This is a genomic window from Runella zeae DSM 19591, assembly GCF_000423565.1.
Classification (GTDB): Bacteria; Bacteroidota; Bacteroidia; order Cytophagales; family Spirosomataceae; genus Runella; species Runella zeae.
In genome coordinates this window covers 1-20,196 of record NZ_KE384042.1, presented here as the reverse complement: position 1 = coordinate 20,196, position 20,196 = coordinate 1, and the positions used below count along the sequence as shown (strand labels likewise).

At 41.6% G+C, this 20,196-nt stretch carries 20 protein-coding genes; 11 read left to right on the top strand and 9 right to left on the bottom strand.

Annotated features, from left to right (window positions below):
• Nucleotides 1–21 precede the first annotated feature (21 nt).
• The 5 genes from G563_RS0128190 to G563_RS0128170 all read left to right on the top strand — a co-directional run bounded on the left by G563_RS0128190 (nucleotide 22) and on the right by G563_RS0128170 (nucleotide 9,924).
• Nucleotides 22–1,710: a SusD/RagB family nutrient-binding outer membrane lipoprotein gene (locus tag G563_RS0128190; RefSeq protein WP_211235320.1), complete on the top strand. Its 1,689-nt coding sequence runs from the start codon at nucleotides 22–24 to the stop codon at nucleotides 1,708–1,710.
• 317 nt (nucleotides 1,711–2,027) lie between these two features.
• Nucleotides 2,028–5,441: a SusC/RagA family TonB-linked outer membrane protein gene (locus tag G563_RS0128185; RefSeq protein WP_028668274.1), complete on the top strand. Its 3,414-nt coding sequence runs from the start codon at nucleotides 2,028–2,030 to the stop codon at nucleotides 5,439–5,441.
• A 38-nt stretch (nucleotides 5,442–5,479) separates the two neighbouring features.
• On the top strand, nucleotides 5,480–7,117 hold the full coding sequence (locus tag G563_RS0128180; protein WP_028668273.1) for a SusD/RagB family nutrient-binding outer membrane lipoprotein: 1,638 nt from the start codon (nucleotides 5,480–5,482) through the stop codon (nucleotides 7,115–7,117).
• 106 nt (nucleotides 7,118–7,223) lie between these two features.
• Complete coding sequence (locus G563_RS0128175; protein ID WP_028668272.1) at nucleotides 7,224–8,468, top strand: hypothetical protein; 1,245 nt, start codon at nucleotides 7,224–7,226, stop codon at nucleotides 8,466–8,468.
• Between the two features lie 109 nt (nucleotides 8,469–8,577).
• Nucleotides 8,578–9,924: a PhoPQ-activated pathogenicity-related family protein gene (locus G563_RS0128170; RefSeq protein WP_028668271.1), complete on the top strand. Its 1,347-nt coding sequence runs from the start codon at nucleotides 8,578–8,580 to the stop codon at nucleotides 9,922–9,924.
• 115 nt (nucleotides 9,925–10,039) lie between these two features.
• Here the strand turns inward: G563_RS0128170 and G563_RS39320 are convergent, their stop codons facing one another.
• The 3 genes from G563_RS39320 to G563_RS0128160 form a co-directional block, all read right to left on the bottom strand.
• On the bottom strand, nucleotides 10,040–10,150 hold the full coding sequence (locus tag G563_RS39320; protein WP_510186888.1) for a T9SS type A sorting domain-containing protein: 111 nt from the start codon (nucleotides 10,148–10,150) through the stop codon (nucleotides 10,040–10,042).
• A gap of 167 nt (nucleotides 10,151–10,317) precedes the next feature.
• Nucleotides 10,318–10,551: a hypothetical protein gene (locus G563_RS0128165; RefSeq protein WP_157585680.1), complete on the bottom strand. Its 234-nt coding sequence runs from the start codon at nucleotides 10,549–10,551 to the stop codon at nucleotides 10,318–10,320.
• Between the two features lie 13 nt (nucleotides 10,552–10,564).
• Nucleotides 10,565–11,032: a hypothetical protein gene (locus G563_RS0128160; protein WP_028668269.1), complete on the bottom strand. Its 468-nt coding sequence runs from the start codon at nucleotides 11,030–11,032 to the stop codon at nucleotides 10,565–10,567.
• A gap of 368 nt (nucleotides 11,033–11,400) precedes the next feature.
• Here G563_RS0128160 and G563_RS36090 point away from each other — a divergent pair, with 368 nt between their 5' ends.
• From G563_RS36090 to G563_RS0128145, 3 genes are all read left to right on the top strand, one after another.
• The gene (locus G563_RS36090; RefSeq protein ID WP_037328436.1) at nucleotides 11,401–12,249 is read left to right on the top strand and encodes a glycerophosphodiester phosphodiesterase family protein; all 849 of its coding nucleotides are present in this window, start codon (nucleotides 11,401–11,403) and stop codon (nucleotides 12,247–12,249) included.
• Between the two features lie 212 nt (nucleotides 12,250–12,461).
• Nucleotides 12,462–12,653 (top strand): hypothetical protein, encoded by a 192-nt coding sequence (locus tag G563_RS0128150; RefSeq protein WP_028668268.1) that lies wholly within the window; start codon nucleotides 12,462–12,464, stop codon nucleotides 12,651–12,653.
• A gap of 23 nt (nucleotides 12,654–12,676) precedes the next feature.
• Nucleotides 12,677–14,473, top strand: a complete 1,797-nt coding sequence (locus G563_RS0128145; protein WP_028668267.1) for a purple acid phosphatase family protein — start codon at nucleotides 12,677–12,679, stop codon at nucleotides 14,471–14,473.
• A 144-nt stretch (nucleotides 14,474–14,617) separates the two neighbouring features.
• On the opposite strand, the gene G563_RS0128140 is transcribed toward G563_RS0128145, so the two are convergent.
• Nucleotides 14,618–15,838: a DUF4272 domain-containing protein gene (locus G563_RS0128140; RefSeq protein WP_028668266.1), complete on the bottom strand. Its 1,221-nt coding sequence runs from the start codon at nucleotides 15,836–15,838 to the stop codon at nucleotides 14,618–14,620.
• Nucleotides 15,839–15,844: 6 nt separating this feature from the next.
• Between G563_RS0128140 and G563_RS39095 the strand changes: the two genes are divergently transcribed.
• The gene (locus tag G563_RS39095; protein ID WP_262506133.1) at nucleotides 15,845–15,967 is read left to right on the top strand and encodes a hypothetical protein; all 123 of its coding nucleotides are present in this window, start codon (nucleotides 15,845–15,847) and stop codon (nucleotides 15,965–15,967) included.
• Nucleotides 15,968–15,977: 10 nt separating this feature from the next.
• Here the strand turns inward: G563_RS39095 and G563_RS37320 are convergent, their stop codons facing one another.
• From G563_RS37320 to G563_RS0128120, 4 genes are all read right to left on the bottom strand, one after another.
• On the bottom strand, nucleotides 15,978–16,637 hold the full coding sequence (locus G563_RS37320; RefSeq protein WP_051211256.1) for a hypothetical protein: 660 nt from the start codon (nucleotides 16,635–16,637) through the stop codon (nucleotides 15,978–15,980).
• 141 nt (nucleotides 16,638–16,778) lie between these two features.
• Complete coding sequence (locus G563_RS0128130) at nucleotides 16,779–17,177, bottom strand: VOC family protein (RefSeq protein WP_028668265.1); 399 nt, start codon at nucleotides 17,175–17,177, stop codon at nucleotides 16,779–16,781.
• Between the two features lie 190 nt (nucleotides 17,178–17,367).
• Entirely contained in the window at nucleotides 17,368–17,682 is a 315-nt protein-coding gene (locus G563_RS0128125; protein ID WP_028668264.1) for a hypothetical protein, read from the bottom strand.
• A 20-nt stretch (nucleotides 17,683–17,702) separates the two neighbouring features.
• A complete protein-coding gene (locus G563_RS0128120; protein WP_028668263.1) occupies nucleotides 17,703–18,488 on the bottom strand; it encodes an SDR family oxidoreductase in 786 nt (261 codons plus the stop codon).
• A gap of 124 nt (nucleotides 18,489–18,612) precedes the next feature.
• Between G563_RS0128120 and G563_RS0128115 the strand changes: the two genes are divergently transcribed.
• A complete protein-coding gene (locus tag G563_RS0128115; RefSeq protein ID WP_028668262.1) occupies nucleotides 18,613–18,981 on the top strand; it encodes a winged helix-turn-helix transcriptional regulator in 369 nt (122 codons plus the stop codon).
• A gap of 214 nt (nucleotides 18,982–19,195) precedes the next feature.
• On the opposite strand, the gene G563_RS0128110 is transcribed toward G563_RS0128115, so the two are convergent.
• Entirely contained in the window at nucleotides 19,196–19,906 is a 711-nt protein-coding gene (locus tag G563_RS0128110) for a HEPN domain-containing protein (RefSeq protein ID WP_028668261.1), read from the bottom strand.
• A gap of 45 nt (nucleotides 19,907–19,951) precedes the next feature.
• Between G563_RS0128110 and G563_RS38740 the strand changes: the two genes are divergently transcribed.
• On the top strand, nucleotides 19,952–20,196 hold a 245-nt coding region (locus G563_RS38740), incomplete at its 3' end, for a hypothetical protein (RefSeq protein ID WP_037328433.1).

Here is a 20,196-nt window from a genome sequence, read left to right as displayed (position 1 = left end):
ATTTAAATCAATACGATGAACATGTTAAAACTCATATCAAAATCACTTTTGGTACTCGCCGTAATGGTTATCGCTTCTTGTAGCGACAAACTCAGCGAGATCAACGAAAACCCCAACGGGATTGATCCTGCCACCGCCAATCCCAACTTAATGATGCCCGAAATCATGAATTCTGTAGGGCGTGCTTATTTGGAACTAGGCTACGGCGATGTAGCGGGTGTAGCTCAGCACATCCAACACGACGGTTGGTTTAGTGGAGTCAATCACTATGATTGGGGTCCACAAGATTGGAGCGGTTGGTACAATATCCTTCGTAACAACGAGTTTCTGTACAAACGTTCGGTAGCTCTTAACTACAAATTCCACCAAGGAGTGGCACTTACTATGCGCTCGTTTATTTTTGGGGTGATTACAGATTTGTGGGGTGATGCTCCTTATACTTCAGCCGTGAAAGGCGACCAATCAAACGAATTTTTGAAGCCCGCCTTTGATAGTCAAGAAGTAATCTACAAAGGAATAATTGCTGATTTGAAAACCGCTTCTGAGTTATTTGCTTCTAAAGATGCTACAGGCTATACCGCAGGCTATGATATTTATTACAACGGAAACCCTATCTCTTGGCAAAAATTCGCTAACACTCTTTTGTTGCGCTATTACATGAGAGTCTCCGAAAAAATGTCGGCGGAGGCTAAAGCAGGGATTGAAGCTGTATATGCTTCTGGTGTGTATATCAAAACCCCAAGTGAAGACGCTACTATGAGCTACATTGGAGCTACTTCTGGCAACTCTTGGCCAGGTGCAACTGCTTTTGACCAAGAGCAATCAAACTTTAGAAGGAAAAAACCTGCTCAAACTTTGATAAATACTCTGCTTACCAACAAAGACCCTCGCCTAAAAGTATGGATTGCTCCCGTGCATGTGCAGTGGGTAGCTGACCCTACTCTTGCTACAGCGGTTGATCCTTTTATCAGAAAAGACGGGGTTCTCATGCCAGGTACTCCTTACTTGACGGATCAAGTACTGAATGTAGAAGTGAAAAAAGGAATTAAATTCACTCGCCGCTATAATCCGAACCTCTACACAGGAACACTTGACACGAATGAGTACGTAGGGGTGCCTCCTGGATTAAGACAACCAGATTATTACAACAACAACCCAACTCCCGGTCAAACGGTTCAGAATCAACACGTATCACAGCTAGCAGATGTATATCGTGGTAGCAGTGGTGGTTTGCTAAGAGCCCGTTTGGCATCATCAGCCGAAACAGCATTCATTTTGGCTGAAGCGGCTCAAAAGGGCTGGTCTGTAGGTTCGGCTGCTACGCACTACAATGCAGGTGTGAAAAACTCACTCGAAACTTGGGGCGTTGGATCTCAATATGATGCTTACATCGCCCAGCCGGGTGTGGCTTTCAACAATACCTTGGGTCGCATCATGGAGCAAAAATGGATTGCTAGCTGGACTGCCGCTACTGAAGCTTGGTTTGATTATAGAAGAACAGGCCTTCCTGCTTTGAAAGCAGGTCCTGCTTCTGCCGAGCCAGTACTACCTGTTCGTTTCAACTATGGCGACAATGAAGTAAACTTCAACCGCACCAACGCAGATGCGGCAATCAATAAACTCGAAACCACTACTCATTCAGGTTTGAGAGGAAAAAATAGCCAATGGTCTAAGCCTTGGATTGTACAAGGAACCAATAAACCTTGGTAAATGATAAGTTTAGATAAGATAGGATTAATGTACAATTGGTAGTTTGCTCAGAGGCGGAGGATTATCTTCCGCCTCTAGTTTTTTTATCAATCTATAGGAATTTTTCTATTGTCAATATTTTGCCCTCCCAAACACAACCTTCTGAAAATCAACCAAAAGCTATTATTCTATTTTTTTAAAGTATTACGTTTATATTATAAAATTTTTAATTTATCATTAAATAATACATTTTTTAAAAAAAATTCGTCATGCAGAGTAGTCTATTTCATAACCCTTGAGGTATTGGTTCTATAGAACTTTTTTAATCAACAGGAACCATGAATGAAAACTCTATTCTGCGAAGAAACCTTAGGTACTTGCTTACTTTAACGGTGGTGGTGATTCTGTGCTTTTCGGAAGCTTGGGCGCAAACCCGAACTATCTCCGGCAAAATCACTTCAAGCGAAGACGGCACCGGAATGCCCGGCGTCAATATTATCATAAAAGGAACCCAAAAAGGTACTACCACCAATGCTTCTGGTGCTTATTCGCTAGAAGTAAGTGGCAGTAATCCCGTCCTTATTATCTCCTTTGTGGGATATACAGCCCAAGAAATTGCCGTCGGAAATCGCAACGTAATAGACGTATCGCTTGCTCCCAGTGCCGAAAACCTCAAAGAGGTGGTCGTAACTGCCCTCGGTATCAAACGCGAAGAAAAATCACTAGGATATTCCGTAGGAAAAGTCGATGGAAAAGAACTCAATCGAGTAGCCCAAGAAAACGTACTCAATGCCATGGCAGGAAAAGTAGCGGGGGTTAGCATTAGTTCTACAGGAGGTACAGGCTCATCAGTAAGCATGATTATCAGGGGGGCTACTTCTCTCAGCAGCGACAATCAACCTCTTTTTGTGGTAGATGGCGTGCCTCTTGCCAATACACTCAACAATATCAGCCAAGTAGGAAACGATAATAAAGCTGATTTTGGAAATTCAATCTCTAACCTCAATCCAGACGATATTGAAAATATTTCTATTTTGAAGGGGCCAAGTGCCGCCGCCCTCTATGGCTCACGGGCGGGAAATGGGGTGGTACTTATTACCACTAAAAATGGTTCTAAAGCAAAAAAAATGACGGTTTCGATTACTTCTAATACCGTTTTTGATAAACCCTTCAAATTTTTGAAATGGCAAACGCAATTTGGTCCAGGCCAATTTTCAGCTATTCCTCCCTCCGTAAGTGGAAATCCTCTCACCAATCCCTTCGGTAAGCTCATCCAAGAAGAAGTAGGAGCTACTTACGGAGCAGCCCTCGACAAAGGCTACTCTGAAGTACAATGGAATAGCCCCCTTGATGCCAATGGCAAGCCGATGCCGATGCCTCTGGTATCACACCCCAATAATGTAAAGAATTTTGTTCAAACGGGTATCACTACGACCAACGGCGTATCAGTCGCCAATAGCAACGATACTTACAGCTACCGCCTCTCTTATTCTAATATGCAAAATAGAGGGATTGTTCCTAATTCAGATTTGTTTAGGAACTCCTTGAATCTCAATACCTCTATTAAAGTAAGTGAGAAAGTACGGCTTAGTACCAACATGGACATTAGCCGCTCCAACTCCAACAATCGCCCTGCCGGAAACCGGGGTACCAATCCCCTTCAGTGGGCCTATGCGGTATCGCCTCATATCAATATTACGGATATGAAGGACTATTGGGTACCCGGCCAAGAAGGGCTTCAACAACGTTCGCAAGCAAAAGGTATCTACAACAACCCTTATTTCCTAGCTTATGAAGTCAACAATGGTTTTAACCGTGACCGTATTTTTGGGAATGTACGCGCAGATTGGCAAATCACGTCCGATTTGAGTTTGATGGGAAGATACGCCGTTGATACGTATAATGAGCGCCGTGAACTCAAAGTAGCCAATAGCTATACCAGCGACCCTCGCGGTGCGTACGGTATTATCAATTTGGCTAATTTTGAAAGTAACGCTGACTTTTTGGCTACTTACAAAAAAGACTTGAAAGACTTTAGCTTGTCGATTTCGGCGGGAGGCAATGCCCGTTACCAAAAAGGTTCTAACGTCACCAACGCTACTAAATCTGGTACAGGACTTATCGTACCTGGTGTATATACCATCCAAAACATCGCTCCTGCCAACCTAGATTATAACAGTACTTGGTTCCAACGTGCCATTTACAGCGTGTATGGCTTAGCCAATATCGGCTTCAAAGACATGATTTTCTTGGACGTGACAGCCCGCAACGACTGGTCGAGCACCCTTCCAGCGGCCAACCGCTCCTATTTCTATCCTTCGGCTTCTTTGAGTGTTTTGGTCAATGAAATGCTGCCTTTGTCAAACCAAATCAGCTTGTTGAAACTTCGTACGGGCTTTGCACAAGTAGGTAACGATGCCAATCCTTACCAACTCCTAGGAACCTTGGGCAATGCAGGTGCTTGGGATGGTGTTCCGCGTCTTAGCACTCCTGGTACGTTGCTTATTTCTGATTTGAAACCCGAAATTGTGACTTCATTTGAAAGTGGTATCGACCTCAATTTGTTTAAAAACCGCTTACGCTTCTCGGGTACTTACTATACTGTCGAAAACCGTAACCAAATATTAAGTACCAAATTACCTCCTTCGTCGGGTTATTCTCTCAAAAACATCAACGCTGGTTTGCTCGTAAGCAAAGGATTTGAGCTGAGCTTGGGCGGTACGCCTCTCGACAAAAACAACTGGCGTTGGGACATCAATGCCAACTGGACCCGCAACCGTACCACTATCAAAGAACTTTCGGACGATCTTCCTTATTACACTCTCTGGACGGATGCCAAAGGAGGAGCGTGGACTTACGTAGGCGAACAAATTGGGGATATTTATGATGCTAAAATCGTAACTGTCGAAAACAAGGAATCGCCTTATTATGGCTATCCTATCTTGGATCAAACCGGAAAATGGCAATCTATCGACGCTATCAATACCCGCAACAAAATCGGGAATTTCAATTCCAAATTCAATATGGGATTGCAAACCTCTATTGCCTATAAAGGCTTCAGCCTCAACCTTTCATTTGACTGGCGACATGGAGGCGATTTTGTTTCACAGACGTATCGCTATGGTGAAGAAAATGGTCAATCTCAACTTTTCTTAGACAAACTCATCAACCCCAATGGCCTCACGGGACAAGCATTGAGGGATTATTTGGTAGCTAATCAAGACGAACTCATTCGTATTCATGGCAACTATTTCCCACTCGTGGGAGGGCCTACACCTGATTATGGCGGCTATCCTTTCAAGTACGGCCCCTACACTTTGCCACATGGTGGGGTGTTTATTCCGGGGGTGATTGCCACAGGGTATGATGCCAACGGCAACCCAACAGGCTTCAAAGAAAACCTCGGCGGGCCGGGTACTACTATCTTGCCTTTTGCGGGTAGTACCGCTTGGTCTTTCACAAGAGCCTTCCTTTACGATGCTTCTTACCTCAAACTAAGAGAGGTTTCGTTGGGCTATGATTTGCCGCAAAATTGGATTAAAAAAGTAGGTCTCCAAAATGCTAACTTCTCGGTTTATAGTCGCAACATCATCTTGTGGACCGCTGCCAAAATCAACATCGACCCCGAAACTGCTTTCCAAATGGAGGCTGGCGTACAGGGCGGTGGTAGTCAGTTCAAACAGGGTATTGAGCGCTACAATGTCAACCCTTGGGTGATACCTGTCGGATTTAAACTTGGACTTACATTTTAAGAAAACATAAACGACCGTTTAGGCGGTTAAGAAAGATGATGAAAATGAACAAATTCAAATCTATATGCTTGGTGGTTTTGTTTTCTTGTACGGTATTTTCTTGTAAAGATTTAACCGTACTCAACGAAAACCCCAACGGCGTCAACCCCGAAACTGCCAATCCCAACTTGGTGTTGTCAACGGTATTGACCGAAACAGGCAAAGCATTTGTAAACTTAGGTTATCAGGATATTGCAGGGGTAATGCAACACACCCAAAAAGACGGCTGGAGTGGCGGACACAATGAATACGACTGGGGAGGTAGCCAAAGCTGGGCTTCTTATTATGACATCCTGCGCAACAATCAGTATGTATATGACCGTGGCGTAGCTATCAATTCTGAACTGCATCAGGGAATTGCCCTAGTGATGAAATCAATGATGTTTGGTTTGATTACGGATTTGTGGGGAGATGCTCCTTATACCAATGCCCTCAAAGGAGCAGTAGGTGGAGCCGAAAACACTTTCCCTGCTTTCGATTCGCAAGAAACGATTTATACGGGTATTTTGGCTGACCTTGAAAAAGCCAATACGCTACTCTCCAAAAATGCATCTGAATATACCACTACCGTAGGTACGGCTGATGTGTATTATCAGGGAGCACCTGCCAAATGGCGCAAATTGGCCAATTCGCTGGCATTGCGCTATTTGATGCGCATCTCCGCCAAAAAACCAGATGTAGCCAAAGCGGGCATCGAAAAAATAGTAGCTAATGCCACCCAATATCCTATCATCACGGCTATCGCTGATGATGCCGCTATGGCCTTTGCCGGAAACAGCAACGACGACTCTTGGCCTGCCAATGCTATCTATGATGCGAGTGAGAGCAATTATCGCCGTATCAAAATGGCAGCTACTTTTGTGGACAAACTCCTTGCCCTCAAAGACCCACGCTTAGGAGTATGGGCCAACAAAGTCAAAATCCAATTGGTAGTAGACCCTTCTCTTCCTGCTGGAACAGATAAAATCGACGGCAACAAACGCTATCTCTCTCCCGACAAAGTGGCTGGAAAAGAGTACAATACCAATGAATACGTAGGTCTTCCTACGGCTATGTTGGGTGGTCCGACCTACAATCTTAGCCCTACTGCTGAGCAAGGTGCCAACAACCCTCACGTATCGTGGCTCAACGACATCTACCGCCAAGCCAAGGGGCCTTTGCTCAAATCTCGCCTGATGTCGGCGGCAGAAGTGCGGTTTATTTTGGCCGAGGCGGCCCTCAAAGGCTGGGCAGTAGGCGATGCCAAAACACACTATGAAGCAGGCGTAAAAGCATCTCTCGACACGTGGGGACTTACTAGTAGCTATGCCACTTATATCGCGGGAGCCGATGCTAAATACAACGGAACGCTGAAACAAATCATCGAACAAAAATGGATTGCTAGCTGGACTGCTGCTACCGAAGCATGGTTTGACTATCGCCGTACTGGCTTCCCAGAGCTGAAACCTGGCCCACAAGCCAAACGTAAAGTATTGCCAGTGCGCTTTTATTATATGCTAGATGAGCGCAATCTCAATAAAACAAATGCCGAGGCTGCTATGAGCAAACTTGAAACTACCAACTATTCGGAGGCCGATGGCAAAAATAGCCCTTGGTCGAAGCCGTGGGTACTGCAAGGAACGGGTAAGCCTTGGTAATTTTTTTGGGTTAGTTAATTGAAAAAAAGGTGGATATTCTCCACCCTTTTTTTATTTTTTTGAATACATTATTTATGAACAAAACCTCTCTATGTCTATCTAAACCATGAAATTCTTTGCTTATTTATTATCTTTTTTAGCGACTTTCAACGCATTGGCACAGGACTTTAGGGCCGCTGCTACTTTACGAAACATTACCCCCAATCCGCTACTTCCTGCTTCGGGCGGGATAGGAGTGCCGAAAAAAACAACCGAAAAAAAAGGAGAGTTGTTTGCAAGGGTATTGGTCTTAGAAAAAGGTACAACACGCGTAGCCATCGTAAGTGTCGATAATTTAGGTTGGTCGTCCGTTTTGGGGAATCGTTCGCGGGCATTAATCAAAGGTATTCCTCCCGAAAATGTTTTGATTGGCTGTACCCACACCCACAGTGGCCCCGATGCTTATGCTTTTCCTGACCAAAACGGCAAAACTTCTGCCGACCTCAATTACCTTGAGGATTGCGTAAAAAAAATCGCCGAAGCCGTAAACGAAGCTGTTTCAAAATTGGAACCTGCCACTCTCAAAATTGCGGTAGGAGAAGCGAAGGGGAAAATTGCCTACAACTACTACGCCGACCAACTATACGATCCTCGCTGTGGGGTGATTCAGGCTATTTCAAAAACCGGAAAACCCATTGCTACATTGGTAAACTATGCGATTCATCCTGAGGTGATTGGCTCAGGAAGAGGCATCATGAGCCCTGACTTGTGCGGGCCTCTTTACGACCGTATCGAAGCTAAAGGAGGTGGAATGGCTATTTTTGTGAATGGTGCCCAAGGAGGAATGGTAACTGCCGACACTCGCCGCGAAGCAGGTACCGAAGCCAATACTTGGGAAGAATGCATTCGGATTGGGGAACTACTGGCCGACGAAGCCCTGCGTATCGTACAAGACGCTCCGACTTTGCCAAACCCTGCCCTCTACTCCACTGCCCGCACGATTACATTTCCGGTAGATTCTGATTTGATGAAGTATATCCTTCAAAATTCACCACTCAAACACCCCAACGCCAAACCCAACGAAGTATCGACTCAGCTCAATCTATTGAACATTGGCCCCGCTCAGATATTGACGATTCCGGGGGAAGCATTACCCAATATTGGCTTTTATCTCAAAAGAAATATGAATACCAAGTACCCATTTCTATTTGGGCTTACCAACGACGCCTTTGGCTATATGCTTACCAAAGTGGATTTCAATAGCTTTAAAAGATACGATTACGTAAGCCGCACGAGTTTGGGCGAAATGACGGGCGAAATCTACATAGACCAAGCTCTTAAACTAATCAAAGAAAGTCCCAAACCTCAGTAATTTGAAAATGTTGAATATAGGTGCCTTCAGTGGTATAATTGTCAAATCTCAACCAAGTTGCCCCTGATATTTTCAAATTGTCACATTAATCATAACTTCCTTAATTCCCATGTACAAATCATTTTTAGTTTTAATAATCGTTAGCTTGGTGAGTATTTCTCATCCCAAAGCCCAAGACACCATTACTCCCGAAACTGCCCTTAAAAGTTATATCAACAATGGTGATAATACTTTCACTTGGGAATTAAAAGATTCTTTTACGCAAGGCGACATCACGGGCTATAATCTTCTACTGACTTCTCAAAAATGGCGTGGTATCACTTGGCGACACCAACTGACTCTTTTGGTTCCCAAAGAAAATACCCACGATGGCGCTATGCTTTTCATCACGGGCGGTTCTAACAAAGACGAACAACCCAACTGGAGCAAAAGTGACAAGCTGTGGCCTACTTTAGCAGGAGTTGCCTCTAAAAATAAAGCCATCGTGGCATTGCTCAAACAAGCTCCTAATCAGCCACTTTATGGCAATCTTACCGAAGACGCACTCATCTCTTATACTTTACACAACTTCAAAAAAGACGGAGATTACAGCTGGCCTTTGCTCTTTCCGATGGTCAAATCGGCCGTAAAAGCAATGGATGCCGTGCAGGCTTTCGCCAAACAGAAGCTCAATCATGACGTCAAAAACTTTGTGATTTCGGGAGCTTCCAAACGAGGCTGGACTACTTGGCTTTCGGCGACGATTGATGATAGTCGTGTGAAGGCGATTGGCCCGATGGTCATCGATATGCTCAATATGCCTGCCACGCTCGATTATCAGCTCAAAACCTACGGTGCTTACAGCGAACAAATCGAAGATTATGTAAAACTAGAAATTCCTCAAACCGCCAATACTCCCCAAGGCAATGCCATCACTACGATGGTGGATCCCTACTCTTACCGCGCCAAATTGACCGTTCCGAAGATAATCTTCATCGGTACCAATGATGAATACTGGACCGTCGATGCTATCAAGCATTATTACGACCAAATTCCCGGTCAAAATATGATTCACTACGTACCCAATGCCGGCCACGACTTAGGCGGCGGAAAACAGGCCATAGAAGCACTGAGTGCGTTTTTTGGCACTACTATCAACAATCAAGCTTACCCCACTCCTACTTGGAATGCAAAAGCCAGTAAAAAAGGGGTAAAAGTAAACATCAAAACCGCCCCTGCTGACCTAGTAGATGCCATTGTATGGTCGGCTACTTCTACCGACAAGGATTTTAGAAACGAAAAGTGGAGTAGCCGCAGTCTAGGAGTTTCCAACACGTCCAATATCAAATTGACCGAATCTTACGCTGACAGTGGTTACAAAGCTTTTTATGTGGATTTGAAATACAAAGACCCTAACGGTGGTACCTATACCGTAAGTACGAGAGTATTTTTGACTGAACCAAAGAAAATACTTTAGGTAATATTGCAACACCTTCGCCCAACTTTGATTCCCCGACATTGATTGTCGGGGAATTTTTTTGAATGTACCTTTCCAAGGCTATGCACCTTGGAAAGGTTGTTTTAAACGCTTATTATTTCACGATTAGTAGTTTTTTAGTTACTTGCTTACCTTCAGACTGCCAACGTAAAGTATAAGTTCCGCTTGGTACTTTGGATAGATCTGTTTTATCTTCCTTATAGATTAAAAAAGTAAATTTTTATTGTAAGTTATAAAATATGGGTCATTCCTGCGTAAAAGCATGACACCCTCAATATTTGAATAACTTACCCTATATTCGGAGCTTAAAAAAAACATGCCTTCAACAGGGATATTTTATAGTATAATTGAAATCGCTGGTGCCGATTTTGTCTAATCCTGTCCTAGTTCTAAACTATTAGCATAGTCTTTGAAGAAAGTATTGGGATTGATACGGGCTTCCTTCTTGAACTCAATCCAGCCGTCGGGAGTAGCGGTTTTGGTAAGGGCTTTGAAAGACCTGTTGTCTTCGCGGAGGTACTTAGGGTTAAATTTCTGTGCCAAAGCAGGCAAAATACCCCCCCCCATTACTATATATATACAATAGATTAACGTTCTCGTTTTCATAAGTGTTGGTTGGTTATGGAATTTTTTCGATGCGTTCAAGACTGAAATCAAAATCAGGATAGACAAATGGGCGCGCATCCACATTTTCATAGACCTTACCCCATACGCGATAGTTATACTCTACAGAGTCTTCGTGAGCGTAATAATACGCCGACAGCCCTTTCACCAAATGCTCAGTCACGGGACAAATACTGATTATTCGTACCCATGCTGTTTTCTCAAACGGCAGATCGTCAAGTCTGGGTTCTCTAATTTTGTCTTTAAAAATTAGGACTATATCTACATTACCCCTTGATAAAGCGGCCAATGCTCCTTCCAAGGTACGTATGTGGCGGTAACGCATCCCCACAAATTCGGGGTTACAGCAAGAACCGTCATCACATACAAAGCCTTCAATTTGTGGCTCGGTTTCTTTCTTACAACTCACGCTCATCAGCAGCACAGCGGCGGTGTAGAGCAGGGGTTTTAATAACCGTTTCATGTTCGTACATTAGTTAAATAGTGGATAACTCAGTTTCATGTTTGAGGGGGTTTCTTAGGCAGAAATGGGGAATAGAGGTGGTAGGGGCAGATAAAATTAAAAAGGTTGTAGTATAGATTGAAACCTAACGAGTGAAGCAGGATAGAAAAAGGAGGGATTTTTAAGAGCCTCTTGGTAAGGGCAAAAGTAGGACATTGCCCTTTGCATTGTCAATACTGGATTTCCAGTATTTTTTATGGTTTTCCTATAAAAAAATAAAGTAGAGTGATAGGTGATTGATTGGTGATGATATGTATTTTTTTTCTCAAGGATTAGCCTGTTTTGTGTTTTGGGTCGTACTATTTCAAACATCGCTTTAGCAACAAAGTATGAAAAAACAAGTTTTGGCATTGGCGGTGATAGCGTGCGCCCTCAGTGCGTCTATCACTCCCCGTAAGGTGAAAGATATCAAAAAAGATTTTCTTAATAGTGCTTCTCCTACGGTATTGGTGGCGTCTCATCGAGCCGTGCATCATATCCTACCCGAAAACTCCATCCCGGCGGTAGAGGAGGCGATTCGCCTTGGGATTGACATCATCGAAATCGACGTCAAAGTTACTACCGACGGCGTGCCTGTACTGATGCACGACGGAAAAATCAACCGCACTACCGACGGTCAAGGCAACCCCGAAGAAATGTCGTTTGCGCAGTTACAACAATACAATTTGGTAGTAAAAGGCGAAAAAACGCCTCATAAAATCCCCACTTTAGAGCAGATTTTGCGCTTGGCCAAAGGCAAGATTCTAGTGGATTTGGATTTAAAAACCGACCGTCTCGGGCCGGTGATGGATATTGTCAAAAAAACAGGAACCGAAGACATCGTTTTTTTCTTCGATAGTGACTACAATTCGCTCAAATATGTGGACAACATCAGCAAAAAATACATGCTCATGCCCCGTGCCCACTCCCTAGCCATGGCCGACTCCGCCCTCACGCTTTTTAAACCAGAAGTAGTACACATCGATTTTTCTTTTTATACGCCCGAAGTAACCCAACTCATCAAAAAACGCGGCGCTAGAATCTGGATTAATGCTTTAGGTAAAATAGATGTTTTATTACGAAATGGTCAACACGAAGAAGCCCTTCAGCAATTGCTCCAACACGGTGCTAATGTCATCCAAACCGATGAGCCTGAGCTACTAATGAAGCTTTTGAAAGAAAAAAAATTGCATATCTGACAATTTTGAAAAGCTACTCTGAGGAGCCCTCCCAAAACCAATTACCCATTGAATACCAATGACTTACAATTCTTGGAAAGTTTTTTTCAAGAAGAAAAACACCACTTTCTTACCCCAATATTAACAAATTGTAAAATTATGCAAAAAGCTCCTGAATGGATAGCCTTTTCTGAACAACACTAAGTATATAGGTATATGACCAAGACAACGTAATGAATCAGAATCGCTCCGAATATTTGATTGGAAAGCTCTTGAGCAATGAGCTGTCGATAGACGAGCTAGATGAGTTTTTGGAGGGTCTTGGTGCCAAAGAGATGTCAGACGAATACACGCATGTTTTTGAGCAATACTTCAATCAATTGCTCACCCAAAACAATAATAAAAGCACACCCCATACCAAGTAGGTGTCTTTCTCCCAAAAGTTAGTATGAACTATAAACTATTGTCTTCACTATTATTAGGATTGTCGGGTGGAGTTGCGGGGCTTCTTTCCTGTAAAAGTACCGCCAACTTCCCCACCACTGTGCCTACTGTCGAAAATGTGATGGATGGAGCCGTAACTCGTCTGTACGACAAACTCACCCCCGCCCAGCTTGACACCGTTTCGCAGCCTTATTTATTAAATTTTTTGGACGAAACCGAAAAAAACTCCCTTGCTACTCAGTATTGGACTTTTGACGTCAATGTGCCAGTAGTTGTGTCGCTCATGCGTCACCAAGACCAAAAAGTAGTTCCATTTTGGCTCGAAAAAAGTGGTTTTAAGAAAACCTCACTCCTCGTCAAAAACGAAGAATACACTTACGAAGTATGGCAAAAAAAATACGACAAGGGCAGAGTGGAGCTAGGAGTCAATGGATTTGACAAACATCGTCCGGTGTATTTTTTGAGTGTAGGTGCCCAAAAAGACGGTGATAAAGTCGAAATCACTAACGTATTTCCCGAAAACCAAACCTTCGCCGAAACCAAAGTAGGTGCTTTCACTTACCACGATTGGGATGATTTGGTACTTACGGAAGTTCCCAACGAACTCGCGGGCGAAATTCTTTTCCAAACCATCCGTGGCCGTGCCCGCGAAGCGCACATGGTGGGGGCTTTCCGACAAACGCCCTACCCTTCGAGTACCAAACCCGATCAAGTGCTTCTTACTTGGAGCAACGACCCCGCCACAAGCGTAAGCATTCAATGGCGTACACAGCCGACGGTAGCTAGTAGTCAAGTACAGTACTGGTCAGCAGCTTCGGCCGATACGCTCAAAACCGCCGCCGAGGTGTTTAAGATGGAAGACCGATTGCTGCGCAACGACCGTTATATTCATCGTTTTACGGCCAAACTTAGCGGCCTTACCCCTGCTACCACTTACTATTACCGCGTAGGTTCGCCCGAGAAGGGCTGGTCAGAGGTAGCTTCGTTCAAAACGCAAGCTACTTCGCCCGAAGCATTTTCTTTTATTTGGTTTGGAGATACGCACAAATCGCCCGATTGGGGCAATATGGCCCGTCAGACGCTTACGCGCCACCCCGAAGTTTCGTTTTATTCCATCATCGGCGATTTGGTAAGTACTGGTCTAAATCGCGACGAATGGGATGAATTTTTTCATCATTCTGGCTCGATTTTTAGCCAAAAGCCATTGATGCCCATTCCCGGCAATCACGATAGTCAAGATGGCTTAGGAGCAGCGATGTACCAAAATACGTTTGATTTGCCTACCAATGGCCCCGATAAACTTCCCGGCGAAAGAACCTACTCGTTTCAATACCAAAATGCGCAGTTTTTGATGATAGACGGGACTTTCCCGATTGATGCCCAAACCAAATGGATAGAACAACAGCTTGCCAATTCGAAAGCCAAGTGGAAATTTGTAATGGTACATTTCCCTCCTTACAATTTTGAAGAAGACTATGCCCAAATCCGCAAAGAATGGGGAGTACTATTTGACAAATACCACGTGGATATGGTCATGAGTGGTCACGTTCACTACTATATGCGGAGCAAACCCATGCGCGCCGAAAGAGCGGTCGAAAGCCCGGCTCAAGGCACGATTTATACCATTTCGATTAGTATTCCGAGCAAGCACACTTACTGGCCCGAAGAGCCTTATGCGGCTGCCCGCTTTCAGAGCGGCCCCGTGTATCAACACCTCAAAATCGACAACAATCAGCTTATCTATCGATGCTTAGATACCAATGGCAAAGTAAAAGATGAGCTAAAAATCACAAAAGAATAACCTCCTCTATCTGTTTATAATTTCTAAATGCCAAGGCCGCCCTGACAAGGCGGCCTTACTTCAATTAAGAATCAAATCCTGCCCCCTCCTACTCAACACCTCCAAGCGATAGTTTTCTGACGATGTCGGGGCTTATTGCGGTTGTTATGTATTTGTAGTTATGTCGTCCCATTCTTGATTCTGGTGTTGTATTAACCAATTCAGTGCATAGTGTCTTTCATAGATTACGCTTGGGTTAAGTCCACTTGGGGCTGATTCGTTTTTAACCCTTGCATTTACACAAGCCCAATTTAATCGCAAAATCAAATCTGCTTGGTCTAATATTTCTTCCTTTGTTTTTAGTCTCGCGATATTTCTAAATTCTTGTTCTGTTTTTGAGAATAAGTGCCCAACATCTTCTCCGATATTACAAAGCTTGGTAGGCCATTCTAGGCTATCAATTATTGACAATGACCAAAGCAAAGTATGGTAACTTTCTGCTCTCCAATTTGCATTTGCTATTTCTTGTTGGGTTGGATTTTCCTTTTCATCAAATACTCTTTCAGCAGGACTAAGTTTAGACTTTACGCTATATTTTTTCGCAAATCCATCTAACAATACCTTTTCAGTCCCTTCACTTTTTAGTTCTACATAACATAAAGCAATTGCTCTATCGACAACTTCGTCTTTTGACCTAATTTTTACTGTTGTCTCAGACTCAACAAAAAGCGAGTTAGGGTTTTTATAAATGGGGATATTATTTTCACTACAAACCATTTCGGATTTTTGTCGTCTTCTTCTTTGGTCTTCCAAAATAGTCAATTGTTGGTCTTCAAAATATTTAGATTCAACTTTTATGTCTAAGTCTGCTATCTCACAATTGCCTTGTCCGTCAATGATTAGTTTTAAATTTTTATCTAAAAAATGCTGTCCGTTTGATCTACTAATGATAGTGTTTGGTTGAACAAAAAGAAAAGCATCAAATGACTGTGCCATAGTGTATATCAATTCTTTCAAATCTTTTGTCTGACCTTTTAGCTGTATAACCGAAAACTCACAATTTATGGTTGTAATCTTTTGCAAAAGCCGTTGTTTTATGTCTTCATTTGAGGTGGGCAATGATGATATGAACCCATACAGCCCTTTCAAGTTTTGAGATAATGGGCAAACATCCCCCTGCAAAAGTTGATAGGAAGGTTTCTGCCTTTGTCTATAACCAATCTTGAATTTGCTTGAAGAACTAAAAAGTCCTCCTTTAATTTCTAATTCAGCGGTATGAAATTCGTCTTGATTTCCAATTGTCAAATTTGCTTTCGGATATGTCTGTTTCAGCATATCAACAATGCTATCAAATCCGAGGTAGTGAGAATAAATTGTACAAATCATTTATTGTTGTTAAATTTTAGTGAACTGTCTGTTAGCCTTACCACAGTGCTTTACGACTTGGCGATGATAGGGGTTTTTGGCAGCTGGCACGGGCCTCCCGCCGCTTTGGACAATGCCTTGCTAGGATAGTACTCGTCTCTCAACTTTCTTGGTCGTCTATTGAATTGTAGTCCCAGTCCAAATTTAGTTCCGCGTTAATATTTTTTAGTCCAATTTGAGTTTTAGCTGCAACAAAAAGGTCTATTTGAGTATCTGATTTTAAAAATGCTAATACTTCGTTATAACTATTTTGAAAAAACTCTGCGTTCCAAATTTTTATACTTATGTCTGATTTTTTCCAAGTGCTTCTCACTGTTTTCTCTGTCTCATATGAAATGTCAATAGCATTTGCATTAAATGGGAAAGCAAAAATTGATTGTAAATAGGCCATTGAAGTTAAAAATTTGTCAAGATTGTCTTCAAGTGTCCAACTGCCTTCTTCGAATGAGATAAAAACAGGTGGATTTTCTAAATATAAGTCATGCCGATCAATTCCCCATATTACATTTCCTTGATTTTCAATATAAAAAATAAGTTTTTCTCCTTGTTTAAAGTACAGGTTCTGGGGTGCAATCGGTTTGTCCTGTGTCTGATTAAGCTTTTTATGGTTTCCGAATTGCAAATAATATTCTTTAAGCAATCTTGGAAGTTTTATCGAAAGTCGAGTTTCACACAAGGCTATTTCATTGTCTGAAACTCCAAATGAATTGTCCCAAATGTCATACAGTTCTCTTATTTTTTTAAAGTCCACAGTCGTCATGTTTCAGTTTTTTAAAATAGCTGCCAAACGTTTTTACGCTTTGTATTCGGGCGGAGATTTTTAGCATCCCGACTGCATTCTGGGATTCAATCGAAAAACGAAGCGCTTTGGACAATGCCTTGCTAGGATAGTACTCGTCTCTCAACTTTCTTGGTCAACAAAGGGTTCTGTCTCACTTGGGTCAGTACCAAATCTTAAAACATGCCCATCCGGGTCTTCAATTTGCATCTCATAAGCCCAAGAAAAATTTGTGGGTGGCAGTTTAATTGTCACTCCTTTTAATTGAAGACTTTTATACAATGAAACCATGTCTCCGTCAAAACCTATCCATATCCACATCCCAGGAAAGCCTTGTCCCCCCTTGCACAAATACAGTCCCGTGTTGTCACGACTAACGCTTGTAAAGTTGTCGTCGCCCCAGTCAGCATTTTTAAAACCTAAAATATTTTCGTAAAACAATAAACTCCGAGCCATGTCTTTTACATAAAGAATGGGAGATACATTTTCAATACGAAAACTTGAATGTTCGATATTTGTCATATATAAACTGTTGTAGCAAGAGGTTAAAACTACGGTTTTTCGTATCAACGGTTTGGATATGGGCCAAGGCAGGGCAAATGAAGCACTACCTTTCAGCGAATATACAAAAGTTTAATAGAAGCACAAAAGCTGAAGTTTGCACTTCAGCCCTACTTTTGCAAATACCTTTTTGGCGGCTGTCACATCGGTTTTATACGATTTTTAATGATTGAATTAATCCGTCTTCAAACTCATAATGATACGTCAATACAAGCGGACTTCCCGGAAAATTTCCTGACACTTCTGCCTTCAATTCCCTTTTAGCTGCTGAGTATTCGAGAGGTTTCATCGTTACTTGGTATTCCGTATTGGCTTTTTCTATCCAATTTTTTATCTCCTTTTTGCCGTTATATGTTTTTCCTTCGTCAAAAACTATGGCTGTGTCGGTGAAACAATTACTGTAAGCTGTGCTGTCAAAATTGTCTTGTGCATTCACTAAGTGTGTGATTACTTTTGGTAAGTTCATTGTTTTTATTTTTATGATTATTAAATAGTAGGAATGGTTCCACCATCAATTACAAATTCTGTTCCGGTCAAATAGGCTGCTCTTGGCGACACCAAAAAGCCAACTAATTCGGCAATTTCTTCGGGTTGTGCAGGCCTGCCAAAAGGAATTCCCCCCAAAGCGTCCATCACGCTTTGGGTAGCTTCCTCTTTCGAAATATTTGAGCTTTGTGCAATTCTTTCCATCATTTTCTCGGAAGATGTTGTCATTATCCAACCTGGTGAAACCGTCAAAATTCTTACCCCTTTGGGTGCAACTTCGTTCGACAAACTTTTACTGTAATTGATTAGACCTGCTTTTGCGGCTGCATATGGCAGGGTAGAATCGTACAGCGGCAACTTGCCCTGTATGGAAGCGATATGAATAATAACCCCACTTTTTTGTTCAATCATTTTCGGCAAAAAAACTCTGTCTAAACGAACAGGGGCAAGTAAATTGATTTGAATGGTACGTTCCCACTCTTCATCGTTCAAGACCGCAAAACCACCAGCTTTTGTTTCAGAACCACCTAAGTTGTTGACCAAAATATCCAAGCTGCCAAATTTCCCAAAAACTTCTTCCGCCACTTTTTGAGTTCCTGTTGGGGTACTTAAATCTGCTGAAATGAAATAATGGTTTTCGTTAGCTATTTCAGGTTTGTTTCTTGCTGTTATGATTACTTGAGCACCTGCATTTGAAAGTCGCTCTGCAATAGCCCTTCCTGCTCCTTTTGTTCCTCCTGTTACCAAGGCAATTTTACCTGATAACTCATTAAAAGTCTGTTTCATTGTTAAAATATTTAGGGCAAATTTCAGACTTATGTACCCTTCTCACAAGTACGGAAATACGATTCAAATAGGGATAAAATTTTCCCCTATTGTACTTTTTGGAACATGGGTTTAACTTTGCGCTATGTATGAAAGAAAAATTATACCGAACCTAAATTGTGGTTTGGATTTGATAGGCGAAGTATTGTACGGCAAATGGAAAATTCGTTTGTTGTGGTTTATCAATGAAGGGCATTTGCGACCGAGCGAATTGCAACGCAAAATACCCGATGCCACAAGGCGAGTATTGAACATTCAACTGAAAGAACTCGAAGAACACGACTTAATTTCCAAGAAAATATATCCGGTAGTACCACCCAAAGTAGAATACAGCCTTACCGAATTAGGAAAAACGCTGATTCCTATAATTTCTGCGTTGGGAGATTGGGGCGACAAAAATGAAGCGTTTTTACGTTCCGTTATTTTAAAGCGTTTGAAGTCCGAAAGTCAGTAGGTTGATGTTGGAAGGTAACCATGAACTCTGCTAATACCTTCTGTCAAACCAAATTGTACAAGTTCTTCAGTAATTTTACCATTGTCGTTTGTATGGTGTGTTTCTAAAATTACTACCAAACGGTTTGGGTGTTGCTGAAGGTGGGGATTTTTAGCACAAAAGTTCGATCGAAGTACGAATATTGAACCTTACACAAATGTCCAATCGAAGCCGTTCACGCAAATTTATCATTCAAATTTTCTCTTTCTTCAACTTTAGTTTTGTAATTTATTAGTAAATCAACAATAATACGTTCAAATATTTCTGTGATTTTTTTCAAAGAATCTGACTTTGTTGTCAATTCTCTTAAATTGTGTGTTACAAGGTTTCTTAAATTGTAAATTTTATCTGGAAAAGATTTTTTGTCAGATATCTTGTCAATATCCTTGAATAAAAAATCAATATCTGTTATAAACTCATCCTTGAGTTCCTTTTGAACTGTTGTTAATTCAAAAACATCATTAATGAGTTTTCTCTCAGTAGCAGAGGTATTAATACTTTCTCTGAAATCATTTTTAGATATCTTTTTAGCCTTATAGTTTTCTACATGTTCGCTATATTGTTTCTCAGATAGTTCATCTATAAAATATTCAATAATTTGATACAAAAAAATAAAGCGAACCAAATAATGATCAGATTGCAACAAATGTTCTATAAACAGGGAATTTGTAAAGTCGTTTGCTTTAATATCAAATTTTGAAGGTTGTATAGTAATTCTTTTGTTTTTTCTTTTATTTTCAACAAATGCTATTCTATCATATGTTGTTTTTGCTTTTGGACTTCCCGAATACAACAAATAACCGTCCTTATAAAAGGAAAGAATGTATTTATTAAATTGAAAATTGTTAATTTTTTGTATTAGACTTGTTCTTTTGCTGATAATCAATATTTTATGATATATTTGCGGTAATTAACATTTTAATAAGTTATTATGAAATCACAAAGAATTAGTATATTTAGTAATATAAAATCTGATAGAGATTTTCGAGCTACAACAGGCCTTAGTAAAGAGGAGTTTAATAGGTTATCTGAAAAGTTTTCTTGTTATTATACTCCAACAGTTCTATCAGGATTTCCTAATGGGTTTGGTAACAATAGTATATTTCAAAACTCAAAAGAAGCTTTGTTTTTTTTATTATATCATTATAAAGTAGCGACTACTTATGATGTTCTTGC